We start from the raw sequence: 17,682 nt of genomic DNA on the forward strand, positions 1-17,682 counted from the left end.
ATGAGTGACATTCCGGCCGACGCCAAGTGGTTCAAGTCCAGCCACAGCGGCTCCGGCGACGACACGTGCGTGGAGATTGCGATGCTCCCCGGCGTCGTCGGCGTCCGCGACTCCGTCGACCCCACCGGCCCCAAGCTCGCCTTCACCCCCACCGCCTGGCGCACCCTCACCACCCGTGTCAAGAACGGCGACCTGGTATGACCGCCATCTCGGACACCACCGCGTGGTTCAAGTCCAGCCACAGTGGAGCGGGCAACGATTCATGCGTTGAGGTCGCGATGCTCCCCGGCATAGTAGGGGTGCGCGACTCCGTCGACCCTGACGGCCCCAAGCTCGCCTTCACCCCCACCGCCTGGCGTGAACTGACCACTCAGATCAAGAACGGCGGCCTGGCATGACCGCCAATCCGGACGACGCCGCCTGGTTCAAATCCAGCCACAGCGGAGCGGGCAACGAGTCGTGCGTCGAGGTCGCCATGCTTCCCGGCGTCGTGGGGGTGCGCGACTCCGTCGACCCCGACGGCCCCAAGCTCGCTTTCGCTCCCGCCGCCTGGCGTGAACTCACCAACCGGATCAAGGACGGCCGGCTCGCGGGCTGACGCCGGGGACGGACGGCGAGGGGTCAGCCGGACACGCGCTCGTACTCGCTCTTCTCGCCCTCCGGGTCGATGAGGGTGACGGTCTTCCCGTCCGGGGAGACCACCGCGCTGCCGGGGTACGCACCTGTGCCGCAGTCGACCTCGAAGGTGTACGCCCTCTCCTCGTCACCGGCTTCGACGGTCCCGTCGCAGGTGGTGCCGTCGCTCGACAGGCTCATCGTCCCGTCGTCGCGGAACTCGAAGGTCTCGGTGGGGGCGCCCTTCGGCCCGGCCCACTTCCCGGTGATCGACACCGGGGCGTCGCCGCCGTCTCCGCCGCCCTGGCCGTTCCCGGTGGTGGCCCCCTGGTCGCTCGCCGCAGTCGTCTCCTGACCGCTCCCGGCGGCCGCCTCCTGCTCACTCCCAGCGGTCGTCCCGGAGTCGTCACCGCCCGAGCAGCCCGACATGCTCAGCACGGCGCACATCGAGCCGACAAGGAGCCACTTACGCACGGACGACCTCCAAGGGGTGAAGTTCCAGCTGACGCGAGGGGAACCGCGAGAGAGCGATGATCAAGGTAGCTTTCGGCCCATATCGACTCAACACGGCACCCCCCTTTTCGCCTAGGCCGTGTGTCCCGTGATCATGTGACGGGGTCGCGGAGCCAGATGCGGATCGAGGCGACGTCGATGGTGCCCTGGTAGATGCGTTGTCGTTTGTCGTAGCGAGTGGCCACGGCACGATGCTGGCGGAGTTTGTTCACGCAGCGCTCGACGGTGTTGCGTTCTTTGTAGGCCTCCCGGTCGAAGACCGGGGGCCTGCCGCCTTTGGAGCCGAGTCTCGTGCGGTTGGCGGCCTGGTCCTTCTTCATCGGGATGACGGCCTTGATGTTGCGTTTGCGCAGGTAGCGGCGGTTGATGCGAGAGGAGTAGGCCTTGTCGGCCATCGCCCTGGCCGGCCGGTTGCGGGGTCGTCCAGGGCCACGGCGCGGGATGCGGATGGACTTCAGCAGCGGGATGAACTTCGGGCAGTCCGCGTGCCGGCCCGGGGTGAGGATCCGGCTGATCGGTCGGCACCGCCGATCGGCCACCAGGTGAATCTTCGTGGACAGCCCGCCCCGTGACCGTCCCAGGGCCTCCCGACCCGCCGACGTCACTTCGTGATCTTTGCAAGCCCCTTTGAAGGCAGGTCGACGGCCGGAGCGTGCCGTGCCCCGGCCGCGTGCTGGTGCGCGCGGACCACAGTCGAGTCCGCGCTGACCGTCCAATCCTCGCCCTCGACCTCGTCGCAGCCCGCCCGCAGCCCGTCCAGGATCCGCTCCCACGTCCCATCCGGCGACCACCGGCGATGCCGGTTGTAAACCGTCTTCCACCTGCCATAACAGGGCGGCAGGTCACGCCACGGCGTGGCCGTACGCGTCCGATGGAAGATCCCGTTCATCACCGTCCGATGATCATTCCACCGAGCTCCATGCACGGTCTGCAACGGCAGCAGCGGCTCCAACAGCAGCCACTCCGCATCCGTCAGATCATGACGCTTCAGACGTTCCTCATCCACATGGATGATCTACACCAAACCGCCCCAAAGGCCACGGGCACGATCTAGGGGAGGCGGGCCAGCAAGTGGGCGTCGAGGAAGCCCCGCTCGGAGGCCGGGTCGTGGAGCAGCCGGGCGAACGGGAGGAGCCCGGCCCCGGCCAGCAACTCGGCGAACCGGTCCGCCGGCCAGCTATAGGCGGGCGTCACCTTGTGGTCGAAGCGGACCGGCTCCGATCCGTCGGTCGCGAAGAACGAGACCAGGAGCAGGCCGCCCGGTGCCAGCACACGCACCTGCTCGGCGAGCAGCGCGGGCAAATCCCCAGGAGGGGTGTGGATCATCGAGTAGTGGGCCAGCACGCCGCCGAGCGCGCCGTCCTCGACCGGCAGGGCCTCCATCCGCGCCTCATCAAACCGCAGCGCCGGATGGGCCCGCCGGGCGTGGTCGACCATGCCCGGGGAGAGGTCGAGCCCGAAGGCGTCCAGCCCCAGATCGTGCAGCATGGCCGTCAGATGTCCAGGCCCGCACCCGACGTCGACTGCCCGCAGGTTCCCCGTCCCGCGCACCAGCTCAGCGAAGGTACCGATCATGTTCCGCGAGAACGGCTGCGTCTCCAACTGATTAGCGAACATCGACGCATACAGCTTGACGACCCCGTCGTAGGCCGCCCGGGTGTCGTCCTGATGTTCCATCACGGGGAAGGAAACTAGCATCCGCGCACGTTCGCAGTTTCTCGGCCCCGTGTCCCCCAACCCCTTAAGGTCTGGCTGTCCGATCACATGATCACGGGACAGGCCCTAGGCCGAAACCGGCCATCCGGCCCCGACGGCTCGCGGCCGCCGGGGCCGTCCCTCCGCCGGTCAGAGCGTGCGGCTGAAGAACACCGTGGGCAGGGACGTGAATCCGGCCGCGGCGTAGGCGGCGCGGGCGGGGGTGTGGGCGGCGTCGCCGCCCGTGGCCACGCTCGCCACCACGCATCCGGCGGCGCGCATCGCGTCGCACGCCGCGTCGATCAGCGCACGGCCGGCTCCCGCCCGCTGGTGCCGGGGGTCGACGGCGAGCAGCTCGACCTCTCCCCGCAGGCCCGCCGTGTCGGGGTGGGAGGTCCAGGCGGCGTAGCCCGCGGGCTCGCCGTCCACGTCCGCGACGACGAACCGGTCGAGACGGTCCGGGGCCGTCAGCTCGATCAGGGCGCGGCGGTAGTCCTCCCGCCACTGCCCGTTCTGCCGGTCGAACAGCTCGTCGCCCAACTGCCGCCGGATGCCGTCCTGGATGGGGCCGAAGGCTCGGACGGTGAGGTCGATGAGGAGTTCGAGGTCATCGGTGCGGAACTCGCGCAGGAGCATGGTCGGTCTCCTTGACGTCGGTTGACCCGCGACCTCGGAAGGTCGCGGGCGCGGATGCCCGTGTCCGACGCGCGAGGGCGTCGGCGACGTCAGGAGCGGATACGCACGGCGGCGAAGCAGACCATGGCCCCACGATAGGCGACCTCGTACCGCGTCCGGACGGGCGGGGAGGGGGCGGGGATGGCGGGGGCGGCGGGCCGGAAGTGGCCATGTGTATTCCATCAACACGCCCAACCTCGCGTAGACCGACACACGCGCTGACGTATGCTGATGGGCCCGGCGTTCCGACCCCTGGCAGGTGAGCGTGGAACCTCTGGACCGCTCCGACCCCCGGCGGATCGGCGGGCGCATCACGCTGCTCGGGCGTCTCGGCGCGGGCGGCATGGGTCGCGTCTACTACGGCGTCACCGACGGCCACGAGCAGGTCGCGGTCAAGGTGATCAAGGCCGATCTGGTCGACCGGGACGAGGTGCGGGAGCGGTTCGCGCGGGAGACCGAGGCGCTGCGGACGCTGGAGGGGACGCACCTCGCCTCGCTCGTCGACGCGTCCGGCGAGGACGACGCGGAGCCGTGGCTCGCGATGGAGTACGTCCGGGGGCTGACGCTCGGCGAACTGGTCAGGGCGCGCGGGCCGCTGCCCGTGCGGGACGGCGCGGCGCTGGGTGTCCTGCTCGCGGGCGCGCTGCGCGACGTCCACGCGGCCGGGCTGCTGCACCGCGACCTCAAGCCCGGCAACGTCCTGCTCGGCCGGGACGGCCCGAAGGTGATCGACTTCGGGCTGGTCGCGTTCGCGGACGGCCCCTCGGACCTGACGACGTCACGGTCGATGCTCGGCACGCCGCACTGCATGCCGCCCGAGCAGATGCAGACGCCCAAGGAGATCACCGCCGCCGCCGACGTGCACGCGCTCGGCGCGACGCTGCTGTTCGCGTTGACCGGCCACTACCCGTACGCGGCCGAGACGATCCACGGCGTCATCGGGAAGGTCGTCTCGCGGCACGTCGAGCCCGATCTGGACGGTCTCCCGGAGGCGTTCGCGGGGCCGGTCGCGGCGATGCTGGCGTTCGACGCGGGCGACCGGCCGCCGCTGCCGCGGATCGTCCACGAACTCTCCGGGGCGTGCGGCCCCGTCCCGGAGGCGATCACCGCCCTGGCCCTGGCAACCTATGTGGAACGCGAATCGGATCCGGCGGACGTCGCGCCGCCCCGGCCGCCGCGCGCCGACCTGTCGGCCGTCGCGCCGCCGGGGTCGCTGCTGGCCGCGCTCGCCGACCGCCTTCGCACCGGCTACGCCGTGTCCGCGCGGTTCTGAGAAAGGCACGCCCGTTGACCGAGCACGACACCTCGATGCCCCCCGGCGCCCGGATCGAGGTCCGCGACGCCGAGTGGATCGTCCGGACCTGCGCGCCCATCGGCGACGGCCACTACAAGATCACGGCCGTGGGGGCGTCGGAGTTCGTCCGGGACGAGGAGGCGGTGTTCTTCACCGACATCGAGCGGCCCCAGCAGCTGCGGGCGGAGGAGACGATCCTCGAACCGGACGGGACGGCCCGGTTCGCGAAGAGCCGGCTGTTCCTGGAGGCCGTGCTGCGACGCACGCCGCTGCCGCAGACCGAGCGGGGCCTGGCGCTCGCCGACCGGTTCCTGCTCGACGGGCTCGGCTACCAGCGGCGGCCCGCCGAGCTGGCGCTGAAGGGCATCCGCCCCCGGCTGCTGATCGCGGACGTCGTCGGCCTCGGCAAGACCCTCGAGATCGGGCTGATCCTGGCGGAGCTGATCCGGCGCGGGCGCGGCGAGCGGATCCTCGTGGTGACGCCGCAGCAGGTGCTCGAGCAGTTCCAGCGGGAGCTGTGGACGCGGTTCGCGATCCCGCTGATCCGGCTCGACTCGGTCGGCATCGAGCGCATCCAGCAGGAGCTTCCGGCGGGCCGCAACCCGTTCACCCACTACAAGCGGATCATCGTGTCGGTCGACACCCTCAAGAACGAGGGCAAGTACGGGCAGCATCTCGAGAAGATGGACTGGGACGCGGTCGTCATCGACGAGTCCCACAACCTCATCGGGGAGTCCACGCTCCGCAACCGGCTCGCGAAGCTGCTCGCCCGCCGGACGGACGCGCTGCTGCTGGCCAGCGCGACCCCGCACAACGGCAAGGCGCAGTCGTTCGCCGAACTGGTCCGGATGCTCGACCCGGCCGCGATCGTCGACGACGAGCGCTACGAGCCGAAGGAGATCGAGCACCTCTACATCCGCCGCACCAAGGTGAGCCCCGAGGTGCTCGACGAGATGGGCGCCCGGTGGCCGGAGCGCGGCCCGTCCGTCCCGGTCCGGTGCGCGGCGACCCCGGCGGAGGAGCGGGTGTTCGAGGAGCTGGCGCGGGTGTGGCTCGCCGGAACCGTCGTCGACGGCCGCAACCGGCTGTTCCCGTACACACTGCTCAAGGCGTTCCTCTCCTCGCACCGGGCCCTCCGGACGACCGTCACGAACCGGCTCCGCAACGCCAAGGACGCGCGCGAGATCGAGGCGCTCACCACTCTCGAGGCTCTCGCGGACGGCGTCCGCGACGACGACTCGGCGAAGCTCGCGGCACTCGTCGCCGAACTCGAGAAGATCGGCGTCAGGGACGGCACCCGCGCCGTCGTGTTCTCCGAGAGCGTCGAGACGGTGAACTGGCTCGCCGAGGTGCTCCCGAAGCGCCTCAAGCTGCCGAAGGGCGCCGTCGACCGGATGCTCGGCAGCGGCATGACCGACCAGCAGCAGCTGGAGATCATCGAACGGTTCGGGCTGTCGAACAGCGACGTCCGGCTGCTGATCACCACCGACGTCACGTCCGAGGGCGTGAACCTGCACCGCGAGTGCCACCACCTGATCCACTACGACGTGCCGTGGAGCCTCATCCGGATCGAGCAGCGCAACGGCCGCATCGACCGGTACGGGCAGAAGCACCGGCCGCAGTTCTCCGCGCTCCTGCTCACGTCCGCCGTCGAGGGCGCCAAGGACGACCTGACGGTGTCGGCGAAGCTGCTGGAGAAGGAGGAGACCGCGCACCGGGCGTTCGGCACCGCCGAGGCCATCACCGGCGAGTACCGTCCGGAGAAGGAGGAGCGGCGCCTCATCCAGGACCTCCTCGCCGGCAAGACCGTCGAGGAGTCCGTGCCGGACGAACCCCTCGGCGACATGCTCGCGAACCTGCTCGGCCCCGTCGACGGGCAGCTCTCCGAGGACGGACCGGCCCGCGCGGACGTCCCGCGCCTGTTCGCGGGGACGCGCGAGTTCGTCACCGAGGCCGTCGACACGCTCCGCCTCCTGCCCGACCTCGAGGACGACGGCGCGCTCCTCGCGTTCACCCCGCCGCCCGACCTCGTGCACCGGCTGTCCGCGCTGCCCGCCGCGTACCTGAAGGAGCACGACGTCAGGACGCGGATGCGCGTCACGTTCGACGAAGGGCTGGCGTCGCGGAAGCTCACCGAGGCCCGCGCCCAGAAGACGATGTGGCCCGAGATCGCCTACCTGTCGGACCTGCACCCACTCGTGGAGTGGGTGACGGACAAGGTGCTCGTCCAGCTCGGCCGCCAGTCGGCCCCGGTGATCGTCGCGGCCGTGGACGAGCCGACGTACCTGGTGCAGGGCGTGTACTCGAACCACTTGGGCCAGCCGACCGTCGTCGAGTGGATGGCCGTCCGGGACGGCCGCGTCCTGCCCGAGCCCATGCCCGACCTCCTCGCCGCCGCGGGCGTCGGGCCCGACATGGCGAACACCGGGCGCCCCCTCGACCTCGAACCGCTCCAGGCCCGCCTCCCCGCCGCCGTCGCCGCCGCGCGCCACCACCTGGACGAGCGCCGCGCCCACTACGACGCCGAGATCGCCGGGCCGCTCGACGACTACCGCACGCACCTGGCGTCCTGGCAGCAGCTCACCCTGGACGGGACGCACGTCACGCAGCGCAAGCGGGAACGCGTGGACGACACCGTCGACCGGCAGCAGCGCCTCCTCGACTCCCTGGAGACGACGGGCGAACCCCTCCTCCGCGTCCTCGCCGTCCTCGTCCCCCGCGAGGACTCCGGATGACGGCACCGCCCGTCAACGGTCACGGGCTTGCTCGGGGACGTCGTCCGTGTCCGGCCGGGACGGTCCGTGCGATCCCCCGGCCTTGATGAGCCGTTTCTTCCCGGCCACACATCAGGAGCGATGATGGATGACGAGATTCAGCTGATCAGTGACGGCGATGGGCTTGCGGTCATCGGTGATCGAACGGCCGTCGAAGACTTTCTCCTCTCGTCGGGACTGCCGTCGAAGGACCTCGGGCTGCAGCGGCTCGGGCCCGTCCTCGGTACCGGGGCCGCGGTCGCGCAAGCGGGCTCCCTGGTCGCCGAGAACTCGGGGCGCTGGGTGAAGCTGACCAAGGAGTCCGCGCAGGCGATCGAGAAGTACGGGCTGAGGAAAAGTTCGAAGAGCGGTCTGAGCACGGGCGTGCTGAAGGGCCACAAGGGCCAGATCAGGGGGTTCGTCGAATTCGCGAAGGCGCCCGGATCGCTGCTGAGGAACCCGGCGGCTCTGGCCGGTGCCGCGGGGATCATGGCCCAGGTCGCGATGCAGGAGACCATCGACGAGATCACCGACTACCTCGCCGCGATCGACGAGAAGGTCGACGACGTGCTCCGCGCCCAGAAGGACACCGTGCTGTCCCGCATGATCGGAGTGGGTCTGGTCATTGAGGAGACCATGATCCTCCGGAAGGCGAGAGGCCGGGTCGACGAGGTCATGTGGTCGAAGGTGCAGGGCGCGCCGACGACGGTCGCGGATACCCAGGCGTACGCGTTGCGGCAACTCGACGCGCTCACGGAGAAGCTGGAGCACAAGACCGAGATCGGCGGGCTCGCCAAGGCGGCCAGGGACGCGGAGGCCCAGGGACGGGAGTGGCTCGCTGTTCTGGCGCGCTGCTTCCAACTTCAGGATGCGATCGCCGTGCTCGAACTCGACCGGGTGCTGGACGCGTCCCCGGAAGAGTTGGACGGGCATCGCCTCGGGCTGAAGACCGCACGGGAAGAGCGGCTGGAACTCATCTCACGGACCACTGAACACCTGATGGCCCGCGTGGATGCGGCCGCCGACCGGGCCAACGCCAAGGTGCTGCTGCATCCGGCCAAGGCCCCGGCCGTCGTGCAGTCGAGCAATGTTGTCTCAACAGCCATCGTCGACTTCCACGAGCGGCTCGGTATCGAGCGCGCCCGGCAGTCAGCGGAGGCGCGGCGATGGGCGGAAGCCGCCAAAGAGGTGAGAAACAAGGCACTCGAAACGGGCGCGGACCGCGTCGATGCCGCCAAACGCCTCGGCAACGGGACCCTCGACCGGGCCAAAACGGCGAAGGGCAAGCTCTCCGGCCGCATCGCCGAACGAACGAACCGTCGGCGTGAGGAAGCCGAGGAAAGTTGAGCGGGCGGGGCACGGGGGCCGGACACCGGACACCGGGAGGACTCCGGGGCGTCGTAGGGTCAGCCGAGGTGGAAGGCGAGGAGGGTGGTGCCGTGTGCGGCGGCGAGGGTGGTGCCGTCGCTGTCGAACGTCCACTGCTCGGTGGAGACGGGGGTCGTTACCGGGTGGTTCCAGACGAGCCGCCCTGTCCCGGCGTCCCAGCCGTAGAGTCCCGAGCCCGCTGTGCCCGCCACGCCGGTGCAGATCAGACCGCCGGCGGCGACCAGCGGGGCGGTGTCGGACACCGGGGTGTCGGCGGACCAGAGACGCTTGCCGGTGCGGGCATTGAGGGCGACGAGTCGCGGGCCCTCCAGGACGTAGGCGTATCCGCCGTCGACCAGGAGGTTCCGGGTTCGGCCGTCGGGTGAGGCCGGTGTGTGGGTCCATCGCTGCCGGCCGGTGGACGCGTCCAGGGCGTAGATGGTCGGGCCGTTCATGTAGACGAGTCCGCCGGCCACCGTCACGTTGATCGAGAGCGTGCCGTCGTCGGGGTCCCGCGCGGCGTCGGGGAGGTCGGCGCTCCAGAGCTTCCGGCCGGTGTCCAGCGACAGCGCGTCGAGAGTGGTGCGAGAGGGGCTGGTGAAGATCAGGCCACCGCGCGGCAGCACGAGCGACGTCCCGAGGGGCATGGACCACCGGACGGCGCCCGTCGTGGTGTCGAGCGCGAGGTGCCGGTGCTCGCCCTCCTCCTCTTGACGGCCGAGGAGGGTGCGGCCCCGGATGTCGAAGAGGACGGGGTGCGACGCCCGCGGCCCCTCGTGGGTCCACAGCCGGCGGCCGGTGGCGGGGTCCAGGCCGGTGATCGTCCGATCACCGCTGAGGGCCAGCAGCCCGTTGGCCGGGCCCGCGAACTCGGGGTACTCGTGTTCCTCCGGTGGGTCGTAGGTCCACTTGACCGTCCGGGACTCGTCCCTGGCGACGACCGTGCCGCCGGAACCGGCCGTCGTGTAGACGAGCGCCGGTCCGGCGGCGAGGCGGCCTTCTTCGGACCAGATCTGCCGTCCGGTGGCCAGCGAGTAGCCGCGGAGCTCGTGCTCGAAGACCCTGTGGGCGATCGCGATCAGCGATCGGGAGCGGACCACGAGGGAGAGGTCGTCCTCGTCTTCGATCTCGGTCCGCCACAGCGGCTTCGGCGGGGAGAGCCGGTGTCCCGTCTCGTTCTGGGTCGCGGCCAGTGCGGCGGCGGTTCCGCCGCCGATGGCGGCGAGTCCGGCGGCGGCGGCCCCGCCGATCAGCAGCCGTCGCCGGGTGCGGGCCCTGGCGAACGTCCGCAGATCCAGGACGAGCGTGTCCTCCAGTTGCCGCAGCTCCTCGCCCATGTCACCGGGGAGCCAGCCGGGCGCGGCCGGCTCGGCGGCCAGCAGGGACGGCAGCAACTCCGCGGGCGGGCGCCGGTCGGGGTCGCGGCTGAGGCAGGAGGCCACCAGCCGGGCCAGGGACGCCGGGACGCCGCGCAGGTCGGGTTCCTCGTGCAGGGTCCGGTGGACGATCGCGGGGACCGCGCCCTTGCCGAACGGCGGGCGGCCGGTGGCGGCGAAGGCCAGCACGGCGCCGTAGGCGAACACGTCGGCGGCCGGTGTGAGGCGCTTCCCGCGGATCTGCTCGGGGGACATGTAGCCGGGGGAGCCGATGAACTGGCCCTCCGCGGTGAGCGTGGCGGTGTCGGCGGCCTTGCTGATGCCGAAGTCGATGACCTTGGGGCCGTCCTTGGCGAGCAGGATGTTGTCCGGTTTGAGGTCGCGGTGCAGCAGGCCCGCCTCGTGGATCGCGACCAGGGCCTCGCCCAGTCCGGCGCCGAGGGTGCGCAGCAGCGGCTCGGGCATGGGCCCGTACCGGTCGATCGTCTCCCGCAGGCTGAGGCCGTTGACGTACGCGATGGCCAGCCACGGGACGGTGCCGCCCGGTTCGGCCTCGACGACCGGGCCGGTGAACGCGCCGCCGACCTTCCGGGCGGCCTCGACCTCGCCCCGGAACCTGGCGCGGAAGTCCGGGTCCGCGGCGAGTTCGGGCCGCACGACCTTGATGGCCACCGCCCGTCCCGCCGGGGACGCGCCCAGGTAGACCACCCCCATGCCGCCCTCGCCCAGGCGCCGCAGCAGGCGGTACCGCCCGATGCGTTCGGGGTCGCCGGGCTCCAGCGCCGTCATCGCCGCGCCTCGAAGCGGTAGAGCCGCTCGTCGTCGGCCGCGAAGACCGACGAACCGGACACCGCGACGTGCCAGCCGCTCTGCGAGCCCGTCGGCGCCCGGTGCGTCCACAGTGCCCGGCCGTCGGTCCCGGCGACGAGGATGCCCCTGGACGGGCCCGCCGGGTCGCTGAAGGCGGCCGCGACGAGGCCGCCGTCCGCCGCGAGGTGTCCCGGGTCGCCGTGGAACGGTTCCGGACCGGCCAGCGTCCACCGGGGGGCGCCGGTCGCCTGGTCGTAGACCCGCAGAACCTCGTCCTTGAAGATCACGTCGCCACCGGCGGGGACGACGGTGTCGAACTGCGTGTCGGTGTCGCGCGACCACACGGGCCTCCCGGTGGCGGTGTCGACCGCCTGGAGGGTGTCACCGAAGTTGCCGAACACGCGCCCGCCGGCGACCGCGATGTCCAGGCTCGCCCCGTCCCGGTCGCCGCTCGCGGGCCAGGTGCGGACCCAGCGCTCCCGGCCCGTGGCGGGGTCGAGCGCGGCGAGGGACGGGTCGGTGCTGAGGTAGAGGCCGGTCCGGTCGACGGCTCCGGAGAGCCACCGGTGGTCGGAGAGGTGCCACCGGATCTCGCCGGTCGCCAGGTCCAGCGCCCAGACGTTCCTCGGCGAAGCCACGATGACCGTGTCGCCGACCACGCCGAGGACGGACGAGGCGGAGACGGCGCGCGGCCTGGGAAGGTTCGTGGTCCTGCCGGTCCGGGCGTCGATCGACATGATCCTCTGATCCTCGAAGTCGCCGACCACGCCGCCGACGACGACGAACGACGATCCGCGGGCGAGGTTGCCCGAGTACGCGGCGTTGGCCTTCTCCTGCGTCCACAGCCGCCGCCCCGAGCGGGCGTCCACCCCGTACATGTCCTCTCCTCCGCCCCACAGCACGACATCGCCGGCCACCAGCACGATCGACGTCCCGCTCATGGGCCGGGGCGGGGTGAACGTCCACGCGGGCGGGGGCGCCGTGGCGGGGGCGGACGCGCGGGGCGCGGGCTTGGCGGGCGTGGAGGTCCCGCGGGTCGACGCCCAGCCCGCCGTCCCCGCGCCGATGCCGGCGACGGCGACGGCGGCGATTCCCAGGATCCGGCGCCGCCCGACCTTGCCCGCCTCCGTGTCGTCGACCCTCGGTGTCGGGGGCAGCGTGACCGGCTCCGTCGCCACCCTGGTCGCCTCGGCCTCCCTGGCCGCGATCTCCCGGCGCAGCGCGGGCGTGGTCAGCACATGGAGGTCGGCGGGGGTCAGTGCTGCGAGGACGGAGTCCAGCGGGGGGCGTCCGGCGGGCTCCTTGGCCAGGCAGGCGGCGAGTACTTCGCGCAGTGACGCGGGCACGCCGTCGAGGCACGGTTCCTCGTACATGACCTCGTAGAGCACCGTGGCGGGGTCGCGCTCGCCGAACGGCCGGGCGCCGGTGGCCGCGTAGACCAGCACGCCCGCCAGCGAGAACACGTCCGCCGCGGGTCCGGCGTCCCTGCTCTCGGCGATCTGCTCGGGGCCATGTAGGCCAGGGTGCCGATCATGGCGCCGGTGCGGGTGATCCGCGTGGCGTCGGTGGCCTTGGCGATCCCGAAGTCGATGATCCTGGGGCCGTCCTCGGCCAGCAGGATGTTGCCGGGCTTGAGATCGCGGTGGACGAGGCCGGCCGCGTGGATCGCCCGCAGCGCTTCCGCCAGCCCCGCGCCCAGCGCCCGGACGGCGGGCTCGGGCAGCGGGCCGACGCTCCCGATGGCCTCGTTCAGCGCGGGCGCGGGGACGTAGGCGGCGGCGTACCAGGGTTGGGGCGCGTCGGCGTCGGAGTCCAGCACCGGGGCCGTGTACACCCCGCTCACCGTGCTCGCGGCGGCGATCTCGCGGCGGAACCGCTCCCGGAAGCCCGCGTCGTCGGCGAACTCCCGCCGGACGAGCTTCAGCGCCGCCAGTCGTGCGCCCGGCGACCGGGCGAGGTAGACGACCCCCATCCCGCCCGCGCCGAGCCGGGCGAGGACCTGGTACCGGCCGACCCGCGCGGGGTCCCCTGCCTGCAGTGGCCGCACGCCCACCTCCACGGCAAATGAACACGTACATCTATTCAATCAAGGGATCGCGGGCCCCGGTGCGGGGTGCGGTCGCTCGACCGCCGAGAAGGCACTGCCCTTGGGCCGGTGCCGCGTTGCCCCGCGCAGGGGGAGGCCCGGCCGGACGGACGTCCGGGCCGGGCCTCCCGGGGCGGCGGGTCAGTTCTCGAGCCAGGGGATCGTGAAACGGGTGAAGACGATGCCGCCGGTGGCGCCGATCTCGTGGAGGGCGGCGACGGAGCCGTCGGGGAGGACGGCCAGGGTGGAGTAGCCGGACGCGCCGGGCTTGAGGAGGGCGTGGTGCGGCCAGCTCGCGCCGTCGTCGCGGCTGAGGCGGACGGTCAGGTCGGTGCGGGACGTGTCGGCGGTGTTGCTGTGCAGGGCGACGTCGGTGAGGGCGGGGGCGCCGGAGCGCGGGAGGAGGTGGGAGATCTCGTCGCCGTTGTTGCCGGGGTCGATGAGGCCGCTCTTCCAGGCGGTGCCGAAGGGGGCGGTGACGTCGTCGGCCATCGCGTACCAGCGGTCGCCGCCCGCGTTGTGGCGCATGTTCTGCGCGACGCGGCCGGTGGCGCGCTGGATCAGCTTGCTCTCGTTGACGCCGGAGGCGGCGGCGGTGCCGTTGTGCCAGGTGGCGCCGTGGTCGTCGGAGTAGATGTTCGCGGCGTGGGTGGCGCCGCCGGAGTCCATGTAGACGATCGGCTGGACGAGGCGGCCGGAGTCGAGCTGGACGCCGTGGCCGGAGGAGGCGAACATGCCCGCCCAGTCGGGCTTGCGGACGTGCGGGTTCAGGTCGACCGGGGCGCTCCAGGAGGCGCCGCCGTCGGTCGAGGAGATGTAGGTGATGTGGGTGTTGGTGGTGGACGTCTCGGACGTGTCGCCGGGCTCGGACCCCCAGAAGCCGACGCCCGGCTTCGGGGCGTACGTGAAGAAGCAGAAGATCTTGCCGGTGGTGCGGTCGACGAGGAGGCTCGGGTCGCCGTAGCCCTGCGAGGTCGTCGCCGGCTTCGCGATGATCTCCGGGGTGGTCCAGGTCGCGCCGCCGTCGGTGCTGCGGGTCATCGCGATCTGGATGTTGTTCGTGCCGCCGCCGAGGTCGTAACTGCCGTCGACGCGGGCGTCCATCACGGCGACGATCGTCCCGTCGGCGGCGACGGCGAGGCCGGGGATGCGGACCGACTTCGCGGGCTTGCCGAGGCCCTCGATGACGGTCGAGGTGGTGAGGACGGTCTGGGAGTTCATGCCCGGTTCGCCCGGCTGGACGCCGCAGCCCGAGGTGCCCGAGATGGTGCGGGACCAGGAGCCTGACGACACCTCGAACGTGTACGGGGTTCCGTCGGGGACCGTCCAGTAGAGGCCGTCATCGCCGGAACGGGCGGGGACGTCGACCGTCCAGGGGGAACCGGCGCGGCCGGGCCACGCGACGGTGAACCGCTTCGCGGTCTCCGAGCGGTTGTCGAGGATCAGGCGGAGGCGGTGCGGGGCGGCGCAGTCCATGGCGGCGCGGACGCTCAGCGCGTTCGAGCAGTCGAGGACGCCCGAGTCGGTCTGGTCGAAGCCCTGCGGGGTCGTCGTGCGGAACGTGTAGGCGGTGCCGGACGGCTTGGTGAAGTGGAAGTGGGCGCGGTCGCCGGGGGCGACGCGGGCCGTCCAGGTTCCCTGGCCGGGCCAGGTGAGGGTGAAGGTCGTGGCGGACGCCGTGTCGTTGACGACCGTTTCTTGGATGCGGCCCGACGTGCAGTCCTGGGTGACGGTGGCGGACTGGCCGGTGGCGGCGCGGGCGGGCGGGACGAGGAGGGCGAGCGCGGTGACGGCGGCGGCGGTGACCGCCGCGGCTCGGGGGCGCGGGGGCATGTCTAACCTCCGATATGGGACATGGGATGTCCTCTCGCGGGGTGAAGTTAGGCGGGGACGGCGTCCGCGTCAACCCTCGGCGCGGCGCCCGCCCCCGGCCCGGTGGCCGGGGAGCCGTCAGTTCCCGGTGGCGCCCGATTCGAGGCGGTCGCGGATGCCGCGGAAGTGCGCGGCCATCGCGGCGGCGGCCGCCGTCCGGTCGCCGGCGCGCAGCGCGTCGTAGATGTCGCGGTGCCGCTGGGCGACGTCGTCCGCCTCCTGGACGACCGGGGCGAGGTCGTGCTGGAGGGTGCGGTAGACGTCCCAGAAGGCGCCGAGGAGCTGGTTGACGATGGGGTTCGCGAGCGGCCGGTAGAGCAGCTCGTGGAACAGCCGGTCGGTCTCGGGGGTGACCTGGCCGGCGGACGCCTCGGCCTCCATCCGGCGCATGACCTCGTCGAGTTCGGACGTGCCGGAGTTCAGGCCGCGGTCGATGACCTGGTCGATCAGGCCGCGCTCGAGGATCTCCCGGATATCGACCAGGTGCGCTAGGTCGTCGCGGCCCTGCCGCTTGGAGATGCGGGCGTGGAAGGTCAGCTCGTCGACGAGGGCGCCGAGCGACATGCTGCCGACGTACATGCCGAAGCCGTGCCGGATCTCGACGATGCCGACGGCCTGGAGCGCCTTGAGTGCCTCGCGGAGCGAGTTGCGGCTGACGTCGAGCTCCTCGACGAGCTCGAACTCGGTGGGCATCGGGTCGCCGACCGCGAGACCGCGCTCGAGGATGAGCTGCTTGACCCGCTGCTGCACCTCCTCGGTGCGGCTGTTGCGGCTGCTCGTGGCGCGTCCGCGCGTACGGCCGACGGTCATCGCGTCCCGTTCCCCCTTCGCGTCCGATGCGCCCGGGTTCGTCCCCGGGTGCCACCGGCGGCCGAGCACTTGACCGGGCCGGTGCCGCCGCCTACGGTACACCGACGAGTGATGTTGGATGTCCTACATCCTCCCTCCCGCCCCTCCCGATCCCCCTGGAGTCGACGTGACCGATCTCCCGCGCGGCGCCGGCCTCGACCGCCGCGACTTCCTCCGCTACACCGGACTGCTCGGCGCCGCCGCCGCGATCACGGCGAGCCTGTCGGCGTGCAGCGGCCCGTCCTCGACCGGCGGCTCCGGCGGCGGGACCGGCATCCAGGTCGCGCTCTCCTACGCGCTGTCCGGCGGCTTCGACCCGATGACCTCCTCCAGCGCGGTCGCCACCGCCGCGAACCTGCACGTCCTGGAGCCGCTGGTCGACCTCGACCCGGTCACCCGCGAGCCGTTCAACGCGCTCGCGAAGGCCGCCCCCGAGAAGGTCGACGCCACCACGTACCGGGTGACGCTGCGCGACGGCGCGACCTTCCACGACGGGTCGAAGGTCACGGCGGACGACGTCGTCTTCAGCTTCGAGCGGGTCCTGGAACCGGACAACGAGTCGCTGTTCGCCCAGTTCCTCCCGTTCATCGACGGCGTGACGAAGGTCGACGGGCAGACCGTCGAGTTCAAGCTCAAGTACGCGTTCGCGCTGTTCGCCGAGCGGCTGTCGATCGTCCGGATCGTCCCGAAGAAGATCGTCGAGGCGGATCGGAAGAAGTTCGACGCGCTGCCCACCGGGTCGGGGCCGTTCAGGCTGACGGCCGCGAACGCGGGGAGCGGGCTGAAGTTCGAGAAGTTCGGCGCCTACAACGGGCCGCGCCCGGCGCGGGTCCCGACGATGTCGTGGCTGCTGATCACCGACCCGTCCGCGCGCGTCACCGCCCTGCAGTCCGAGCGCGTGCAGGCGATCGAGGCCGTCCCGTACCTGAACGTGGAGGAACTGTCGAAGAGCATGGACGTCCGGTCCGTGCAGAGCTTCGGGCTGCTGTTCCTGATGTTCAACTGCAAGGCCGAGCCGTTCGACGACGTCCGCGTCCGGCAGGCGCTGCAGTACGCGATCGACACCGACGAGCTGATCCGGACGGCGCTGCTCGGCAACGCCGCCGCCGCGACCAGCTTCCTGCACGAGAGCCACCCCGACTACGTCAAGGCGTCGACGGTCTACGGCCACGACCCGGCGAAGGCGAAGACGCTGCTGCGGGAGGCGGGGGTGAGCGGCCTGGAGGTCGAGCTGGTCACCACCGACACCGACTTCGTCAAGGACTGCGTGCCGCTGATCAAGCAGAGCTGGGACGCGATCGGGGTGCGGACGACGCTGAACGTCGGCCAGTCCGGCGGCCAGTACGCGAACAAGGTCGACAACGGGAAGTACCAGGTGATGGCCGCGCCCGGCGACCCGTCGGTGTTCGGCAACGACGTCGACCTGCTGATGCGCTGGTTCTACGTCGGGACCTGGCCGGAGACGCGCAGCTACAACTCGGGCACCGCCGAGGCGAAGCGGGTCGTGCGGCTCCTGGACGACGCGGCCCGCGAGACCGACGAGGCCGCCCGCAAGCGGATGTGGGGCGAGGCGATCGACATCGTCGCCGAGCAGGCCGCGCTCTACCCGATCTTCCACCGCAAGCTGCCGACCGCCTGGAACGGCGACGCGCTCGGCGGCTTCCGCCCGCTCGCGACCACCGGGCTGTCGCTCCTCGACGTCGGCCGCGCGTGACCGCCCGGCCGGCCGACGGCTGACCGGCCGACGGCTGACCGCCCGACCGCACACGAAACGGA

16 protein-coding genes are annotated in these 17,682 nt (G+C 71.7%); 7 read left to right on the forward strand and 9 right to left on the reverse strand.

From position 1 onward, the window contains the following. From F7P10_RS18250 to F7P10_RS18260, 3 genes are read left to right on the forward strand one after another with little or no spacing between them, the layout of a single operon-like run. On the forward strand, nt 1-201 hold the full coding sequence (locus tag F7P10_RS18250; RefSeq protein ID WP_218040561.1) for a DUF397 domain-containing protein: 201 nt from the start codon (nt 1-3) through the stop codon (nt 199-201). Then, nucleotides 198-398, forward strand: coding sequence for a DUF397 domain-containing protein (locus F7P10_RS18255; RefSeq protein WP_151010439.1), 201 nt, complete (start codon nt 198-200; stop codon nt 396-398). Before F7P10_RS18250 ends, F7P10_RS18255 begins: the two co-directional genes overlap by 4 nt. After that, complete coding sequence (locus F7P10_RS18260) at nt 395-598, forward strand: DUF397 domain-containing protein (RefSeq protein ID WP_151010440.1); 204 nt, start codon at nt 395-397, stop codon at nt 596-598. The genes F7P10_RS18255 and F7P10_RS18260 overlap by 4 nt, the downstream gene beginning before the upstream one ends. 23 nt (nt 599-621) lie before the next feature. Here F7P10_RS18260 and F7P10_RS18265 read toward each other — a convergent pair whose 3' ends face one another. The 4 genes from F7P10_RS18265 to F7P10_RS42430 all read right to left on the reverse strand — a co-directional run bounded on the left by F7P10_RS18265 (nt 622) and on the right by F7P10_RS42430 (nt 3,459). Continuing rightward, nucleotides 622-1,089, reverse strand: a complete 468-nt coding sequence (locus F7P10_RS18265; RefSeq protein WP_151010441.1) for a hypothetical protein — start codon at nt 1,087-1,089, stop codon at nt 622-624. 131 nt (nt 1,090-1,220) lie between these two features. Further along, a protein-coding gene (locus F7P10_RS18270; protein ID WP_218040680.1) for an IS5 family transposase occupies nt 1,221-2,119 on the reverse strand; the annotation gives its coding sequence in 2 pieces (ribosomal slippage) (nt 1,221-1,777 and nt 1,777-2,119; 900 coding nt in all). A 59-nt stretch (nt 2,120-2,178) separates the two neighbouring features. Then, nucleotides 2,179-2,808, reverse strand: coding sequence for a class I SAM-dependent methyltransferase (locus F7P10_RS18275; RefSeq protein ID WP_151010442.1), 630 nt, complete (start codon nt 2,806-2,808; stop codon nt 2,179-2,181). A gap of 165 nt (nt 2,809-2,973) precedes the next feature. Then, the gene (locus F7P10_RS42430) at nt 2,974-3,459 is read right to left on the reverse strand and encodes a GNAT family N-acetyltransferase (protein ID WP_176611527.1); all 486 of its coding nucleotides are present in this window, start codon (nt 3,457-3,459) and stop codon (nt 2,974-2,976) included. Nucleotides 3,460-3,757: 298 nt separating this feature from the next. Between F7P10_RS42430 and F7P10_RS18285 the strand changes: the two genes are divergently transcribed. The 3 genes from F7P10_RS18285 to F7P10_RS18295 all read left to right on the forward strand — a co-directional run bounded on the left by F7P10_RS18285 (nt 3,758) and on the right by F7P10_RS18295 (nt 8,892). Further along, nucleotides 3,758-4,771, forward strand: coding sequence for a serine/threonine-protein kinase (locus F7P10_RS18285; RefSeq protein WP_176611528.1), 1,014 nt, complete (start codon nt 3,758-3,760; stop codon nt 4,769-4,771). Nucleotides 4,772-4,785: 14 nt separating this feature from the next. Next, the gene (locus F7P10_RS18290; protein ID WP_254716684.1) at nt 4,786-7,527 is read left to right on the forward strand and encodes a DEAD/DEAH box helicase; all 2,742 of its coding nucleotides are present in this window, start codon (nt 4,786-4,788) and stop codon (nt 7,525-7,527) included. 120 nt (nt 7,528-7,647) lie between these two features. Further along, on the forward strand, nt 7,648-8,892 hold the full coding sequence (locus tag F7P10_RS18295) for a hypothetical protein (RefSeq protein ID WP_254716685.1): 1,245 nt from the start codon (nt 7,648-7,650) through the stop codon (nt 8,890-8,892). Between the two features lie 59 nt (nt 8,893-8,951). On the opposite strand, the gene F7P10_RS18300 is transcribed toward F7P10_RS18295, so the two are convergent. The 5 genes from F7P10_RS18300 to F7P10_RS18320 all read right to left on the reverse strand — a co-directional run bounded on the left by F7P10_RS18300 (nt 8,952) and on the right by F7P10_RS18320 (nt 15,867). Continuing rightward, a complete protein-coding gene (locus F7P10_RS18300) occupies nt 8,952-11,078 on the reverse strand; it encodes a serine/threonine-protein kinase (protein WP_151010445.1) in 2,127 nt (708 codons plus the stop codon). Then, nucleotides 11,075-12,472 carry a PQQ-binding-like beta-propeller repeat protein gene (locus F7P10_RS18305; RefSeq protein ID WP_302851476.1) on the reverse strand — a complete coding sequence of 466 codons (1,398 nt, stop codon included), beginning with the start codon at nt 12,470-12,472 and terminating at the stop codon, nt 11,075-11,077. The genes F7P10_RS18300 and F7P10_RS18305 overlap by 4 nt, the downstream gene beginning before the upstream one ends. Beyond that, complete coding sequence (locus F7P10_RS44435) at nt 12,355-13,146, reverse strand: serine/threonine-protein kinase (RefSeq protein ID WP_151010447.1); 792 nt, start codon at nt 13,144-13,146, stop codon at nt 12,355-12,357. Before F7P10_RS44435 ends, F7P10_RS18305 begins: the two co-directional genes overlap by 118 nt. Nucleotides 13,147-13,326: 180 nt before the next feature. After that, nucleotides 13,327-15,018, reverse strand: coding sequence for an exo-alpha-sialidase (locus tag F7P10_RS18315; protein ID WP_151010448.1), 1,692 nt, complete (start codon nt 15,016-15,018; stop codon nt 13,327-13,329). 117 nt (nt 15,019-15,135) lie between these two features. After that, complete coding sequence (locus F7P10_RS18320; RefSeq protein WP_151010449.1) at nt 15,136-15,867, reverse strand: FadR/GntR family transcriptional regulator; 732 nt, start codon at nt 15,865-15,867, stop codon at nt 15,136-15,138. A gap of 166 nt (nt 15,868-16,033) precedes the next feature. Between F7P10_RS18320 and F7P10_RS18325 the strand changes: the two genes are divergently transcribed. Beyond that, nucleotides 16,034-17,620: an ABC transporter substrate-binding protein gene (locus F7P10_RS18325; protein ID WP_254716686.1), complete on the forward strand. Its 1,587-nt coding sequence runs from the start codon at nt 16,034-16,036 to the stop codon at nt 17,618-17,620. Nucleotides 17,621-17,682: the final 62 nt, after the last annotated feature.

It is taken from the genome of Actinomadura sp. WMMB 499 (assembly GCF_008824145.1).
GTDB lineage: Bacteria > Actinomycetota > Actinomycetes > Streptosporangiales > Streptosporangiaceae > Spirillospora.

What these genes read in the sequence shown, in the direction of transcription:
- F7P10_RS18250 (WP_218040561.1), top strand. Translation starts at nt 1, where the DNA reads ATGAGTGACATTCCGGCCGACGCCAAGTGGTTCAAGTCCAGCCACAGC.
- F7P10_RS18255 (WP_151010439.1), top strand. Translation starts at nt 198, where the DNA reads ATGACCGCCATCTCGGACACCACCGCGTGGTTCAAGTCCAGCCACAGT.
- F7P10_RS18260 (WP_151010440.1), top strand. Translation starts at nt 395, where the DNA reads ATGACCGCCAATCCGGACGACGCCGCCTGGTTCAAATCCAGCCACAGC.
- F7P10_RS42430 (WP_176611527.1), bottom strand. Translation starts at nt 3,459, where the DNA reads ATGCTCCTGCGCGAGTTCCGCACCGATGACCTCGAACTCCTCATCGAC.
- F7P10_RS18295 (WP_254716685.1), top strand. Translation starts at nt 7,648, where the DNA reads ATGATGGATGACGAGATTCAGCTGATCAGTGACGGCGATGGGCTTGCG.
- F7P10_RS18300 (WP_151010445.1), bottom strand. Translation starts at nt 11,078, where the DNA reads ATGACGGCGCTGGAGCCCGGCGACCCCGAACGCATCGGGCGGTACCGC.
- F7P10_RS18305 (WP_302851476.1), bottom strand. Translation starts at nt 12,472, where the DNA reads ATGTACGAGGAACCGTGCCTCGACGGCGTGCCCGCGTCACTGCGCGAA.
- F7P10_RS18315 (WP_151010448.1), bottom strand. Translation starts at nt 15,018, where the DNA reads ATGCCCCCGCGCCCCCGAGCCGCGGCGGTCACCGCCGCCGCCGTCACC.
- F7P10_RS18320 (WP_151010449.1), bottom strand. Translation starts at nt 15,867, where the DNA reads ATGACCGTCGGCCGTACGCGCGGACGCGCCACGAGCAGCCGCAACAGC.